Raw genomic sequence first — 13,221 nt, forward strand, 5'->3', positions numbered from 1 at the left:
CTGAGCCCGCTCGCCTACGCGGGGTCGGGGGCGTCGTACGGCAGCGCGACCCGGAAGGTCGTGCCGACGCCCGGCGCGCTGTCCACGGTGACCTGCCCGCCGTGGGCTTCGATGATCTTGCGCACGATGGAGAGCCCGAGCCCGGCGCCCTGGGTGTGCGCGGCGACCGCTCCCGGGGTGCGGTAGAGCCGGTCGAAGACCAGGGCCTGCTCGTGGGGGTGCAGCCCGACGCCGGTGTCGGCCACCTCCAGCACGGCGGCGTCGGGCGTCGCGGTCACCCGGACCGTGACCTCGTCGCCGGCGGCGCTGAACTTGAGGGCGTTCGTGACCAGGTTCTCCACCACCTGGACCAGCCGGTAGAAGTCGCCGGAGACCGGCGCCGGCTCGTCCGCCTCCAGCACCAGGCGCAGGCTCCCCTCGGGGGCGGCGGAGCGGTGGTCGGTGACGACCCGGCGGGCGACCTCCGCGAGGTCCATCGGCTCGCGGACGATCCGGAGCCGGTCGCCGTCGAGGAAGGCCATCGTCAGCAGGTCGTCGACCAGGCGCATCTCGCGGGCGGCGTTCCGCTCGATCACGGCGACCAGGGACCGGGCCACGGGCCCGACCTGGGACTCGTCGAGGTCGGCGAGCAGCTCGGTGTAGCCGATGATCGAGGTCAGCGGCGTGCGCAGCTCGTGGGAGACGGTGGCGATGAGCTCGTCGCGCATCCGGACCGACGCCTCCTCCATCCGCAGCCGCTCGGTGATGTCCCGGACGGCGGCGGAGACGAGCAGCCCCTCGTCGGTCTCCAGCGGCGAGAGCGAGATCTCCACCGGGACCTCCTGCCCGTCCCGGCGCAGCGCGTGCAGCGCCACCCCGTTGATGGGGCGGGATGCGGGGGTCGACATGAAGCCGTTGCGGTAGGCGTCGTGGTTGCCGCGGAACCGTCCCGGGACGAGCACCTCGACCGGCTGGCCGACGAGGTCCTCGCTGGTCCAGCCGAAGACGTTCTCCATCTGCTTGTTCGACATCACGATGGTGGCGTCCTGGTCGACGATGACCGTGGCGTCGGGCGCGGCGTCCAACAGCTTGCGGAAGAGGCTTCCGTCGGTGCGCCCCTCCTTCACGGAGTGGAGCCTAGCGGCACCGCCCCGCCTGCCACCGCGCCGCACCGCGCGCCGGACGCCTGGTCAGGAGACCAGGGCGACGACCTCGTCGGCGCAGCCCCAGCCCAGGGTGACCCCGGCGCCGCCGTGGCCGTAGCAGTGCACGACCCGGCCCACGCGCTCCACCCGCACCACCGGGCGTGCGGGACGCAGCCCGACCCGGTGCCGCAGCACCCGGGCGTCGGCGAGCGCCGGCACCAGCCGGGTCGCCCGCGCCAGGATGTCGCGCGCCGTCTCCGGTGACGGGGTGCGGCTCCACTCCCCCTCCTCGTCGGTGCCGCCGACTACCACGTCGTGCGTGCGGGGCACGACGTACGTCGGCGCGGCGGAGTCGAGCCACCAGCGGTCGATGCCGACCTGCTCGACCACGACCACCTGGCCACGCACCGGGGTCACGCTCAGGTCCTGGCCGAGCAGCCGGGCGCCCAGGCCGGCGCAGTTGACCACGACGTCGCCGCCGAGGGGCAGCGCCGCCAGGTTCAGCCGGGTCAGGGTGCCGCCGAGGTCGTGGACGCGGGCGCGCAGCCAGTCCAGGTGCACCGGCATCTCCACCACCGGCGTCGTGAACGACCAGCCCTCGGCGTACCCCGCGGGCAGGTCGGTCGCGCGCTCGAGGGAGGGCACCGCCGAGGCCCACCACGGCGGGTCGGCCGGGGTCATGCGCACCTCGGTGCCGGGCACCATCCGCACCCCGGACGCCGCGTCCCCGGCGAGCCCGCTGAGCACCTCGAACGTGCGGGCCCCCCAGGCGCCCACCCGCTCGGGCGGGAACGCGCGGTACGGGTACCAGATCGCGGCCGCGACCGCGGACGTCGTCTCCCGCGGCAGGTCGCGCGCGACGACGTCGACCCGGTGGCCGGCCTCGAGCAGCCGGACCGCGCAGGTCAGCCCGACCACCCCGGCCCCGACCACGATCACCCGGCTCACGGGAGCGGTCAGGCGCCGGCGACCCGCGGGGCGGTGGGGTCGGGCCCGGCGTCGCCGGGCTCGCGCGCGACGTACTCCTCGATGTCGTCGACGTCGTCGCGGTTGCGGGTCACCACGGCGAGCAGGTCGGACATCGTCGCGATCTCCTCGACCTGCTCCTTGATGAACCACTGCATGAACTGCTCGGACGCGAAGTCGTACTCCTCGCGGGCGATCCGCAGCAGGCCGTTGATCTGCTCGGTCACCCGCTTCTCCTGCGCGAGCGCGAGGGCGACCGGCTCGGTCACGTCGGCGAACGTCGAGATCGGCGCGTCGACGCCGGGGATGACGACCTCGGTGTCGGTGTCGAGGAGGTACTGCACCATCATCATCGCGTGCTCGCGCTCCTCGAGCGCCTGGGCGTAGAAGAACGCGGCCATCCGCGGCATCGTCAGCGCGTCGTAGTGGACCGCGCAGGCGAGGTACTGGTTGTGGGCGGCCAGCTCGTTGCCGATCTGGACGTTGAGCTGGTCGGTGAAGCGAGCGGCGGGCATCGGGGCTCCAGTGCGTGGAAGTGGCGGGTCAGGCGGCCTTCGCGAGCCGCTTCTTGGTGACCTTCTTGCCGTCGACCCGGACGAGCTTGCGCTTCTTGACCGTATACCCCTCGGGCAGCCTGCCCTCCTGCAGCATCCGCAGCGGGCACCGGTCGCACTTCGACTTCGAGACGCAGCACTCCGTCTTGGGGAGCTTCGCGGTCTTGGTCTTCTTCGCCACGGTGGGGACCCTACCCCAGGCAGGTAAGGCTTGCCTTCCCTGTGTGACCGCGAACACGGTGTTCATCTCCGTGTTCATCTCCTCGTCCACACCGGGCCGTCGCGGACCAGCTCGACGAACCCACCCCCGTCCAGCAGCAGGTCCCAGGCGGTACGCCGCGGCCGGGCGAGGAGCTCCGGCACGGTCGCCATGATCGCGCCGCCGTGGCTGACGACCAGCGCGCTCCCGCCCTCGTGCCGGTCGGCGACCTCGTCCAGCACCCGGGTCATCCGCGCGACGATTCCCGCGACCGCCTCGCCGCCTGGGATGAGCGCCGCGTCGTCGCCGTCGACCCAGCGGTCGAACACCGGCCCGATGACCTCGCGCTCGCTGCCGTCGGTGCCGGCGAGCAAGCCCACGCCGTACTCCCGCAGGCCCTCGCGGACGGTGACGCCGACGCCCAGCACGCCGGCGGCGATCTCGGCGGTCTGCACGGCCCGCGACAGCGGGCTGCACCACACCGCGTCGATGCCCTCGCCGGCCAGCCGGGCGCCGAGCGCCCGCGCCTGCTCACGTCCCTCGGCGCTCAGGGTGCCGCCGTCGTCGGTGACCAGGTCCGTCTCGTACTCGGCCAGTCCGTGCCGGGCGAGGACGAGACGGGAGGACACGGTCAGTCCAGGCCCTGGGCCGCTCGGATCACGTCGACGATCCCGTCCATGATCTCGGTGAGCCCGAAGTCCTTGGGCGTGTACACCGCCGCGACGCCGGCCTCCTTGAGCCGGCGGGCGTCGGAGTCGGGGATGATCCCGCCGACGATCACCGGGACGTCGTCGATGCCCGCGGCGCGCATCCCCTCGAGGACCGCCGGGACCAGCTCCATGTGGGACCCCGACAGGATCGAGAGCCCGACGCAGTGCACGTCCTCGGCCACGGCGGCCGACACGATCTGCTCGGGCGTCAGCCGGATGCCCTGGTAGACGACCTCGAACCCCGCGTCACGAGCGCGTACGGCGACCTGCTCGGCACCGTTGCTGTGCCCGTCGAGGCCCGGCTTGCCCACGAGCAGCCGGAGCCGACCGCCGCCGCCACCGCTCAGCTCCTCGCCGGTCGCCCGGACCCGCTCGCGCACGGCGGCCAGCCCGGCGCCGACCTCGGCGACGCCGACGGCGCCGCTCACGCCGGTGGGGGCGCGGAACTCGCCGAAGACCTCGCGCAGGGTGCCGGCCCACTCCCCCGTCGTCGCGCCGGCGCGGACGGCGGCCAGGGTCGGGCCCATCAGGTTGGCCTCGGTCTTGGCGGCCTCGGCCAGCGCTGCCAGCGCGGCCGCGACCTCGTCCTCGTCGCGCGCGGCCTTCCACGCCTCGACGCTCGCGGCCGCCGTGCGCTCGGCCTCGGGGTCGGCGGCCATGATCGCCCCGTCCAGGTCGGCGGTCAGCGGCGAGGGCTCGGTGGTGTCGAACTTGTTGACCCCGACGATGATCTCCTCGCCGGACTCGATCCGGCCGCGGCGGGCGGCGTGGCTGGAGACCAGGGCCTGCTTCATGTAGCCGGACTCGACGGCCGCGATCGCGCCGCCCAGCTCCTGCACGCGGTCGATCTCGGCGCGGGCGCTCTCGACCAGCTCGGCGACCTTGGCCTCGATCACGTGCGAGCCGTCGAAGATGTCGTCGTACTCCAGCAGGTCGGACTCGAAGGCCAGCACCTGCTGCAGCCGCAGCGACCACTGCTGGTCCCAGGGGCGGGGCAGGCCGAGCGCCTCGTTCCAGGCGGGCAGCTGGAGCGCGCGGGCGCGGGCGTTCTTCGACAGCGTGACGCCGAGCATCTCGAGCACGATCCGCTGGACGTTGTTCTCCGGCTGCGCCTCGGTCAGGCCCAGCGAGTTGACCTGCACGCCGTACCGGAACCGGCGCATCTTGGGGTCCTGGACGCCGTACCGGTCGCGGGTGATCTCGTCCCACAGCTGCACGAACGCGCGCATCTTGCAGGTCTCCTCGACGAACCGCACGCCGGCGTTGACGAAGAACGAGATCCGGCCGACGACCTTCTCGAAGTCCTGCTCGTCGACCTGTCCGGAGTCCTTGACCTGGTCGAGGACGGCGATCGCGGTGCACAGCGCGTACGCCAGCTCCTGCGTCGGCGTCGCGCCGGCCTCCTGCAGGTGGTAGCTGCAGATGTTGATCGGGTTCCACTTCGGGATCTGGTGGACCGTGTAGGCGATCATGTCGCTGATCAGGCGCAGGGAGTGCTCGGGCGGGAACACGTAGGTGCCCCGGGAGAGGTACTCCTTGATGATGTCGTTCTGGGTGGTGCCGGCCAGCTGCGCGGCGACCTCCTCCGGCGACAGGTCGGGGTACTGCTCCTCGGCCACCACCTGGTACATCGCCAGCAGCCACATCGCCGTGGCGTTGATGGTCATCGAGGTGTTCATCTCGCCCAGGGGGATCTGGTCGAAGAGCTTGCGCATCTCGCCCAGGTGCGGGACGGGGACGCCGACCTTGCCGACCTCTCCCCGCGCCATCGGGGAGTCGGGGTCGTAGCCCGTCTGCGTCGGCAGGTCGAAGGCGACCGAGAGCCCGGTCTGCCCCTTCGCGAGGTTGTTCCGGTAGAGCGCGTTCGACGCCTCGGCCGTGGAGTGGCCGGCGTAGGTGCGCATCACCCACGGGCGGTCGCGAACCGGTCGCTGCTGGTCGGTCATGGTGTGAAGGGTAGGACCAGACCTACCGCTTGGTAACCGGGCGAGACTGTGGCCTACCCGACACCGGGCGCCGAGCACGCGCGCGATCAGGCGGTGGCGGCCGAGCGCTCGACCTCGAGCACCCGGATCAGGTGGGACAGGTGCAGCATCCGGAGCACGGCGGGACGGCAGCCGCGCAGCACGAGGTGATGCCCGGTGCGGCCGTACTGGCGGGTGGCGACCGCCAGCACCCGCAGCGCGGTGACGTCGATGTGCTCGACCTCGCTGAGGTCGACGACGACGTCCCCGTCGTGCGCCGCGAGCAGCTCGTAGAGCGCGTTGCGGACCTCCATCGTGCTGCGCACGTCGAACGAGCCACCGAGCACGAGCGTCGGCCCGTCCGTCGTGATCTCCATGCTGGCCTCCCGGCGCCGCAGCCCCCGATGTGGTCCTGCTACCCACCATGACGCTCCGCGCGGCCGTTTGGTTGCACCACCAGCCCCACGAGTTTCGTCGTGTCGGTGGTGTCTTCTTCAACGAGTCGGGATAGTCCGGCACGTTCCGGTCGGGTCCGGGGCCCTTTCGCGACCGAAACGTGCCGGACTACCCGCCGAGTGCCTAGGGTCCCGGCATGACACCGGAGCGGTTCTGGGACCTCATCGGCACGCTGGGCGGGGTCGCGGACGACGCGTCGTGCGCCCGGCTGGAGGCGTTGCTGCGCGAGCACGGGGAGGGCGAGGAGTTCAGCGACCTCGTCGAGGAGCACGAGGAGCGGCTGGTCACCGGGTGCCGGTGGCCGCGGCGCATCCGGGGCAGCGACACGATGCACTGGGTGGCCGCGGCGGTCGTCGCGGCCGGGCGGCCGGCGTACGACGCGGTGCTCGCGCGGGGCAAGGTCGACCCGGGCCAGTGGGAGTGGGACGAGGCGGAGTCGCTGCTGGTCGTGGGCCTGGACGACGAGGACGACGGCGAGGGCGACGGCGAGGGCGATGACCGCTACGGCGGGACCGGGCCCGGGAGCCGCGGGACCACGGACGACGGAGAGCCCACGCCCCCGCTCGACGTCGTGCTGCAGTGGTTCGCGCTGCCGTCGCCGGAGCGCATGGAGACCGCCGACGACGCGGCGCCCGAGATGGCCATGGACTTCGGCGACGACCCCGACGAGGGTCGGGTCCCGGTGCACGACCCCGACTGGGTCGCCGCACGGGCCGTGCTGGCTGCGGACCCCGACCTCCTCGCCCGGCGCCGGCGGGTCGCGGGCATGCGGCTCGGCCTGACCGTCCGCCCGGTGCCGCCCTCGGGCCAGGAGGCGCCCTCCCCCGCCGACCATGAGCCGTTCGAGGGCTACCGGCCCGTGGCCGAGCCCACGGCGTACCGGTTCGAGGGCGAGCGGGGCGCGTCGGTGGTGCTCTGCGTGCCCGTGACCGACTTCCCCGCCTCCGGCTCCCGGGTGGCGGCCTACGTCCGCGCGGTGGGTCAGCTCGTCGACGCCGCCGAGGCCCAGCCGGGGTAGTCCGACACACCCGTGTCGTTCCGGGCCGCGAATCCAGCCGGCGTGTGTCGGACTACGCTCGAAGCCATGGTCAACCTCACCCGGATCTACACCCGCACCGGCGACGCGGGACAGACGCGACTGGGCGACATGAGCGTCACGACCAAGAACGACCTGCGGCTGCACGCGTACGCCGACGTCGACGAGGCGAACGCGACCCTCGGCCTGGCGATCGCGCAGGGCGGGCTCGAGGACGACGTGGTCGCGGTGCTGACCCGGGTGCAGAACGACCTCTTCGACGTGGGCGCCGACTTCTGCACGCCGATCGTCGCGGACCCCGAGTACCCGCCCCTGCGGGTCGAGCAGGAGTACGTCGACCGGCTCGAGGCCTGGTGCGACGCCTACAACGAGCACCTCCCGGCGCTGCGGTCCTTCATCCTCAGCGGCGGTACGCCGGGCGCGGCCCACCTGCACGTCGCGCGCACCGTCGTACGCCGTGCCGAGCGGTCCGCGTGGGCGGCCCACGAGCTGCACGCCGAGACGATGAGCACCGTCGCGATCACCTACCTCAACCGGCTCTCCGACCTCCTCTTCATCCTCGCCCGGCACGCGAACCGCGAGCAGGGCGACGTCCTGTGGGTCCCGGGCGGCGAGCGGGGGTGACCCGCTCGAGCGCGCTCGGGGTGCTGGTCGCCGCCCTGGTCCTCACCGGCTGCGGCGGGTCCCCCGAGCCGGAGGAGCCGGCGGCGGAGCTGTCCTTCACCAACGAGGCCACGCCATCGACCGGTCGGGACGCCAAGCCCGCAGCAGTCCTGCGCGCCCCCCGGCCGGCGGCGTCCCCCGAACAGCTCGCCGAGCGGATCGTCGACGCCGAGCGGACCGTGCGGGGCGGGACGGCCCCCGCCGCCGAGGTGCGCCAGGCCGCGTTCGACGCCCAGGTCCTCTACCGCCAGCTCGCCCGCACCGAGCGCTGGCAGCCGCGGACCTACCGGCTGCTGCCGGCCCGCCTCCGAGCCGCCGCCCGCGCCCACGTCGCCGCCCGGCGCGACTTCCGCGGGATGCACAGCAGCCTCTCCGACAGCCTCCCGGCGTGGCGGATCGTCGCCCCTGCGCCGGCCCGCCGCCTGCTCGCCCACTACCGCCTCGGCGAGCGCCGGTACGGCGTGCCGTGGGAGGTGCTCGCCGCGATCAACCTCGTCGAGACCGGCATGGGCCGGATCCGCGGCACCTCGGTCGCCGGGGCCCGCGGGCCGATGCAGTTCATGCCGGCCACCTGGGCGGCGTACGGCAAGGGCGACATCGATGACCCGCGCGACGCGATCCTCGCCGCTGCCCGCTACCTCGCCGACCGCGGCGGGGGCCGCAGCGGCCGCCTCGACCGGGCGCTGTACGCCTACAACAACCACCCGGCGTACGTCCGGGGCGTCAAGCGGTACGCCGCGGTGCTGCGCGCCGACCCGCGCGCGTTCACCGGGCTCTACCACTGGCAGGTCGTCTACCTCTCCGAGGTCGGGGACGTGTGGCTCCCCCACGGCTACGAGCGCCGCGACCCGGTCCCGGTGCGGCGGTACGTCGCGGTCCACCCCGGGCACCAGCTCGGCACCCGCACCGGCTGACGCCCGCTGACGCCGCTCAGGCCCGCTCGACCGTGGGCCGCTCGGCCGTCGGCCGCGCCGCGGGCCGCGCGGCGGACGCCGTGAGCGCCGCGGGGACCATCAGCGCGGCGACGACCAGCAGTGCCTCCAGGGTGCCGATCCGGTCGCCGAGGAAGCCGAGCAGCGGCGGGCCGGCCAGGAACGCGCCGTACCCGATGGTGGCGACCACGCTGACCCGGGCGGCGGCGTGCCTGCTGTCGTCGGCGGCCGCGCTCATGCCGACCGGGAAGCCGAGCGAGGCGCCCAGGCCCCAGGCGAGGATCCCGAGCCCGACCACCGGCCAGACGCCGCCGAGGACCACCAGCAAGATGCCCGCGCCCGCGGTCACGGCGGAGAGCCGCAGCACCGGCACCCGCCCCCAGCGGTCGAGGAGCACCGGGCCCAGCATCCGCCCGGTCGTCATCGCGCACACGAACAGCGCGTAGCCCGTGACGCCGACCCAGTGCCGCGCGTCGTACCCGTCGATGAGCGCCAGCGAGAGCCAGTCGTTCGCGGTGCCCTCGACGGTCGCGAACGCGAGGACCATGACGCCGATCGCCAGGGTCCGCGGCTCGGTCCAGGCGGACGCCGCGCTGGTGGGCCGGTGCTCGTCCTCGACCGGTGGCGACGCGGGCAGGAACCGCCCGGCCGACCAGACCGCGACCACGACCACCACGACGGCGACGGCCCCGAGGTGCACGGGCAGGGGTACGTCGGCCGCCGCCATCGGGATGCCCAGGGCCGCACCGGCGATCGAGCCGAAGCTCCAGCCGGCGTGGAAGCGCGGCATCACCGTGCGGCCCAGCTCGCGCTCGACCTCGGCCGCCTCGACGTTCATCGCGACGTCCCAGATCCCGATCCCGATGCCGTGCACGAACAGGCCGACCGCCGTCAGGCCGACCTCCTCGACGACGCCGGCGCCGACCGAGGCGAGCACCAGCCCGCACGCGTCCAGGACCGCGCCGAGGCGCACCACGGCGCCCGCGCTCGAGCGCTGGATCAGCGCGCCGGTGAGGGGCAGGGCGAGCACCGAGCCGGCCGCGATGGCGAGCAGCAGCAGGCCCAGGGCGCCGTTGCCGAGGTCGAGGTGCTCGCGGACCGCCGGGATGCGGGAGACCAGGGTCGCGAAGAGCAGCCCGTTGAGCGCGAAGGACAGGCCGGCGGCGTTGCGGGCGGCGAGGACGGCGTCGGACACCCCGGAAGTCCACCAGAAGCCGCGCCGCTGCGCAGCATCGGAGCCCGCGGGTCAGGCGGTCAGCGCCTCTGGTTCCAGTCGGTGCCGGGCGGACGCGCCTCGAGCCACGCCTGGAAGCCGGTGAGCGACGCAGGACTCATCGCCAGCTCCAGCGGGCCGTCGCGGCGGCTGGTCACCGCGATGACGAGGTGGTCGGGGTAGAGCGCCATCTCCTCCGGCCCGGACGGCGCGCGGCGTCCCACGAAGGTGAGCTCCGAGCGCTGCCAGGTGCGCTTCGGGCGGGGCGAGAGCGAGAAGATCCGGAACCACTCGAGCGTCTCGCCGGAGTAGCGACCGAGACCGAGAAGCCAACCGCGCCCGATCCGTTCGGATCGGACGCGGTAGCTGAGCTCGAAGGTGCCGCCGTGGCGGGAGAGCACCCGACGGCGGACGATCAGCGCGACGGCGAGGAGGACGACGAGGCCGACCAGAAGGACGACGGCGTCCAGGAGCCACTGCCACCAGGGCATCCCGTCCCCCTTCCGTCGGGGGTCCCCCCGGTCCTCAAGGGCTCACCCTAGCGGGCACCCACGGGGGTGGACGGCGGGGGTCCGGCGGACCGGACCCCCGCCTCCAGGGTGGTTCAGGAGGCCTTCTCGGTCGCCCGGATCCGGGCCTCGGCGAGGCGGATCCGGCGCTCGGCCTCGCGCGGGTCGTCGACGTCGTGCGCCCGCGCCGCCTCCAGCTCGCGGCGGGCCTCGTCGGCGTCGATCTCGCCGGCGAGCTGCGCCCGCTCGGAGAGGATCGAGACCCGGTCGCCGGCCACCGAGAGGAACCCGCCGTCCACGGCCGCCACGACGATGCCGCCGTCGGCCTCGGCGATCTCGACGACCGCCTCGGTCAGCAGGGACAGCATCGGCGCGTGGCCGCGCAGCACGCCCACGTCACCCTCGGTGGTGCGCGCGATCACCATGGTGGCCTCGCCGGACCAGACCGTGCGGTCGGCCGCGACGAGCTCCACCTGCAGGTGCTCGGACATCAGAGACCCTTCTGGATCTCGGCCCACTTCGCCTCGACGTCGTCCAGACCGCCGCACATGAAGAACGCCTGCTCGGCGACGTGGTCGTACTCGCCGTCCGCGATCTTGTTGAACGCCTCGATGGTGTCCTTCACCGGGACCGTGGAGCCCTCGATGCCGGTGAACTGCTTGGCCACGTAGGTGTTCTGCGACAGGAACCGCTGGATGCGACGGGCCCGGGAGACGATGATCTTGTCCTCCTCGGAGAGCTCGTCGACACCGAGGATCGCGATGATGTCCTGGAGCTCCTTGTTGCGCTGCAGGATCTGCTTGATCCGGATGGCGCAGTCGTAGTGCTCCTGCCCGATGTACTGGGCGTCGAGGATCCGGGAGGTCGACGTCAGCGGGTCCACCGCGGGGTAGATGCCGAGCGAGGCGATCTCGCGCGAGAGCTCCGTGGTGGCGTCGAGGTGGGCGAACGTCGTCGCCGGCGCCGGGTCGGTGTAGTCGTCCGCGGGCACGTAGATCGCCTGCAGCGAGGTGATCGAGTTGCCTCGGGTCGAGGTGATCCGCTCCTGGAGCTGACCCATCTCGTCGGCCAGGTTGGGCTGGTAGCCCACCGCGGACGGCATCCGGCCGAGCAGGGTGGAGACCTCCGAGCCCGCCTGCGTGAACCGGAAGATGTTGTCGATGAAGAGCAGCACGTCCTGGTTCTGGACGTCGCGGAAGTACTCCGCCATCGTCAGCGCGGACAGCGCGACCCGCAGGCGGGTGCCCGGCGGCTCGTCCATCTGGCCGAAGACCAGGGCGGTCTGGCCGATGACGCCGGCCTCGGTCATCTCCTCGATGAGGTCGTTGCCCTCACGGGTGCGCTCGCCGACACCGGCGAACACCGACACACCACCGTGGTCCTTGGCGACGCGGGCGATCATCTCCTGGATCAGCACGGTCTTGCCGACGCCGGCACCACCGAACAGGCCGATCTTCCCGCCGTTGACGTAGGGCGTCAGCAGGTCGATGACCTTGATGCCGGTCTCGAACATCGTGGTCTTGGCCTCGAGCTGGTCGAAGGCCGGCGCCTTGCGGTGGATGCCCCACCGTTCCTTGATGTCGAGGGTCTCGCCCTCCTCGAGGTTCAGCACGTCACCGACCGCGTTGAACACGTGGCCCTTGGTGACGTCGCCGACGGGGACCGTGATCGGCCCGCCGGTGTCGGTGACGGTGGCGCCGCGCACCAGTCCGTCGGTCGACTGCATCGAGATGGCGCGGACCATGCCGTCGCCGATGTGCAGCGCGACCTCGAGGACGAGCGTCTTGGTCTCACCGTTCAGCTCGAGGTCCACCTCGAGCTTGTTGTACATCTCCGGCATCGCGTCCGCAGGGAACTCGACGTCGACGACCGGGCCGGTGACCCGGGCGATGCGCCCGGTGCTCCCGGCGCTCGAGTCTTGCTGGGTCTCTTCCACAGTGGCAGTCATGTCTCTCACTCACTCCCGGCGTTGGAGTCGGCGAGCGCGTTGACGCCACCGACGATCTCGCTGATTTCCTGGGTAATGCCGGCCTGGCGGGCCTGGTTGGCGACGCGCGTGTACTTCTTGATCAGCTCGTCGGCGTTGTCGGTCGCGGACTTCATCGCCTTCTGGCGGGCGGCGAGCTCGGAGGCCGCCGACTGCAGCAGGGAGAAGAAGATCCGGCTCTGGACGTACTGCGGGAGCAGCCCGTCGAGCACCTCCTCGGCGGACGGCTCGAACTCGTAGAGCGGGAGCACCTCTCCGGCGGCGCGGCCCACGGACTCGTCCTCCGGCCCACCCTCCTCGGCCTCCACGACCTCGAGGGGCAGCAGCCGCACGGCGGTCGGCTCCTGGGTGAGCATCGAGCGGAAGCGGGTGTAGACCACGTGCACCTCGTCGACGTCGCCCCCCTCGCCCTGGTCCTTGAGGAAGGACTCGATCAGGGCGTGGCCGACCTCGGCCGCCACGTCGTACGACGGCTGGTCGGAGAAGCCGGTCCACACGCGGACCACGGGGCGGTTGCGGAACTTGTAGTACGCCTCGCCCTTGCGTCCGCAGATGTAGACGTCGAGCTCCTTGCCCTCACCGCGGAGCTTCTCCGCGAGGCGCTCGGCCTCCTTGAGCACGCTCGAGGAGTAGGCGCCGGCCAGTCCGCGGTCGCTCGTGACGATGAGGACCGCGGCCCGCTTCGGGTTCTCCTCCTCGCGGGTCAGCGGGTGGTCGACGTTCGAGAACGTCGCCACCGCCGAGACCGCGCGGGTCAGCTCACGGGCGTACGGCGCGGCCGCCTTCGCCCGCTGCTGCGCCTTGATGATGCGGGACGCAGCGATGAGCTCCATGGCGCGCGTGATCTTCTTCATCGACTCCGTCGACTTGATCCGCGCGCGGTACTCACGCAGCGAGAGGGCCATGGG

Annotated in this window: 15 protein-coding genes; 3 read left to right on the forward strand and 12 right to left on the reverse strand. The window is 72.7% G+C overall.

What is annotated here, in order from left to right; all coding sequences use genetic code 11:
- Window positions 1–14: 14 nt before the first annotated feature.
- The 7 genes from H4O22_RS13030 to H4O22_RS13060 all read right to left on the reverse strand — a co-directional run bounded on the left by H4O22_RS13030 (window position 15) and on the right by H4O22_RS13060 (window position 5,894).
- Window positions 15–1,106 carry a sensor histidine kinase gene (locus tag H4O22_RS13030; protein WP_182523818.1) on the reverse strand — a complete coding sequence of 364 codons (1,092 nt, stop codon included), beginning with the start codon at window positions 1,104–1,106 and terminating at the stop codon, window positions 15–17.
- A gap of 63 nt (window positions 1,107–1,169) precedes the next feature.
- On the reverse strand, window positions 1,170–2,072 hold the full coding sequence (locus H4O22_RS13035; RefSeq protein WP_182523819.1) for an FAD-dependent oxidoreductase: 903 nt from the start codon (window positions 2,070–2,072) through the stop codon (window positions 1,170–1,172).
- An 8-nt stretch (window positions 2,073–2,080) separates the two neighbouring features.
- Complete coding sequence (locus H4O22_RS13040; protein ID WP_182523820.1) at window positions 2,081–2,605, reverse strand: ferritin; 525 nt, start codon at window positions 2,603–2,605, stop codon at window positions 2,081–2,083.
- A gap of 28 nt (window positions 2,606–2,633) precedes the next feature.
- On the reverse strand, window positions 2,634–2,825 hold the full coding sequence (locus H4O22_RS13045; protein WP_182523821.1) for a hypothetical protein: 192 nt from the start codon (window positions 2,823–2,825) through the stop codon (window positions 2,634–2,636).
- 74 nt (window positions 2,826–2,899) lie between these two features.
- On the reverse strand, window positions 2,900–3,472 hold the full coding sequence (locus H4O22_RS13050) for a histidine phosphatase family protein (protein WP_182523822.1): 573 nt from the start codon (window positions 3,470–3,472) through the stop codon (window positions 2,900–2,902).
- A 2-nt stretch (window positions 3,473–3,474) separates the two neighbouring features.
- On the reverse strand, window positions 3,475–5,499 hold the full coding sequence (locus H4O22_RS13055; protein WP_182523823.1) for a protein meaA: 2,025 nt from the start codon (window positions 5,497–5,499) through the stop codon (window positions 3,475–3,477).
- Window positions 5,500–5,585: 86 nt separating this feature from the next.
- Window positions 5,586–5,894: an STAS domain-containing protein gene (locus H4O22_RS13060; protein WP_182523824.1), complete on the reverse strand. Its 309-nt coding sequence runs from the start codon at window positions 5,892–5,894 to the stop codon at window positions 5,586–5,588.
- Between the two features lie 215 nt (window positions 5,895–6,109).
- Here H4O22_RS13060 and H4O22_RS13065 point away from each other — a divergent pair, with 215 nt between their 5' ends.
- The 3 genes from H4O22_RS13065 (at window position 6,110) to H4O22_RS20410 (ending at window position 8,586) form a co-directional block, all read left to right on the forward strand.
- On the forward strand, window positions 6,110–6,991 hold the full coding sequence (locus tag H4O22_RS13065; protein ID WP_182523825.1) for a hypothetical protein: 882 nt from the start codon (window positions 6,110–6,112) through the stop codon (window positions 6,989–6,991).
- A 66-nt stretch (window positions 6,992–7,057) separates the two neighbouring features.
- Window positions 7,058–7,633 (forward strand): cob(I)yrinic acid a,c-diamide adenosyltransferase, encoded by a 576-nt coding sequence (locus H4O22_RS13070; protein WP_182523826.1) that lies wholly within the window; start codon window positions 7,058–7,060, stop codon window positions 7,631–7,633.
- A complete protein-coding gene (locus H4O22_RS20410) occupies window positions 7,630–8,586 on the forward strand; it encodes a lytic transglycosylase domain-containing protein (protein ID WP_220451161.1) in 957 nt (318 codons plus the stop codon). The genes H4O22_RS13070 and H4O22_RS20410 overlap by 4 nt, the downstream gene beginning before the upstream one ends.
- 16 nt (window positions 8,587–8,602) lie before the next feature.
- On the opposite strand, the gene H4O22_RS13080 is transcribed toward H4O22_RS20410, so the two are convergent.
- From H4O22_RS13080 to H4O22_RS13100, 5 genes are all read right to left on the reverse strand, one after another.
- A complete protein-coding gene (locus tag H4O22_RS13080) occupies window positions 8,603–9,799 on the reverse strand; it encodes an MFS transporter (RefSeq protein ID WP_182523827.1) in 1,197 nt (398 codons plus the stop codon).
- Window positions 9,800–9,858: 59 nt separating this feature from the next.
- Window positions 9,859–10,308, reverse strand: coding sequence for a DUF2550 domain-containing protein (locus H4O22_RS13085; RefSeq protein ID WP_182523828.1), 450 nt, complete (start codon window positions 10,306–10,308; stop codon window positions 9,859–9,861).
- Window positions 10,309–10,421: 113 nt separating this feature from the next.
- Window positions 10,422–10,817 carry a F0F1 ATP synthase subunit epsilon gene (locus H4O22_RS13090; RefSeq protein ID WP_182523829.1) on the reverse strand — a complete coding sequence of 132 codons (396 nt, stop codon included), beginning with the start codon at window positions 10,815–10,817 and terminating at the stop codon, window positions 10,422–10,424.
- On the reverse strand, window positions 10,817–12,274 hold the full coding sequence (gene atpD, locus H4O22_RS13095; protein WP_182523830.1) for a F0F1 ATP synthase subunit beta: 1,458 nt from the start codon (window positions 12,272–12,274) through the stop codon (window positions 10,817–10,819). The genes H4O22_RS13090 and atpD overlap by 1 nt, the downstream gene beginning before the upstream one ends.
- Window positions 12,275–12,279: 5 nt before the next feature.
- On the reverse strand, window positions 12,280–13,218 hold the full coding sequence (locus H4O22_RS13100) for a F0F1 ATP synthase subunit gamma (RefSeq protein ID WP_182523831.1): 939 nt from the start codon (window positions 13,216–13,218) through the stop codon (window positions 12,280–12,282).
- Window positions 13,219–13,221 lie beyond the last annotated feature (3 nt).

The sequence above is a fragment of the Nocardioides dongkuii genome (assembly GCF_014127485.1).
Lineage (GTDB): Bacteria > Actinomycetota > Actinomycetes > Propionibacteriales > Nocardioidaceae > Nocardioides > Nocardioides dongkuii.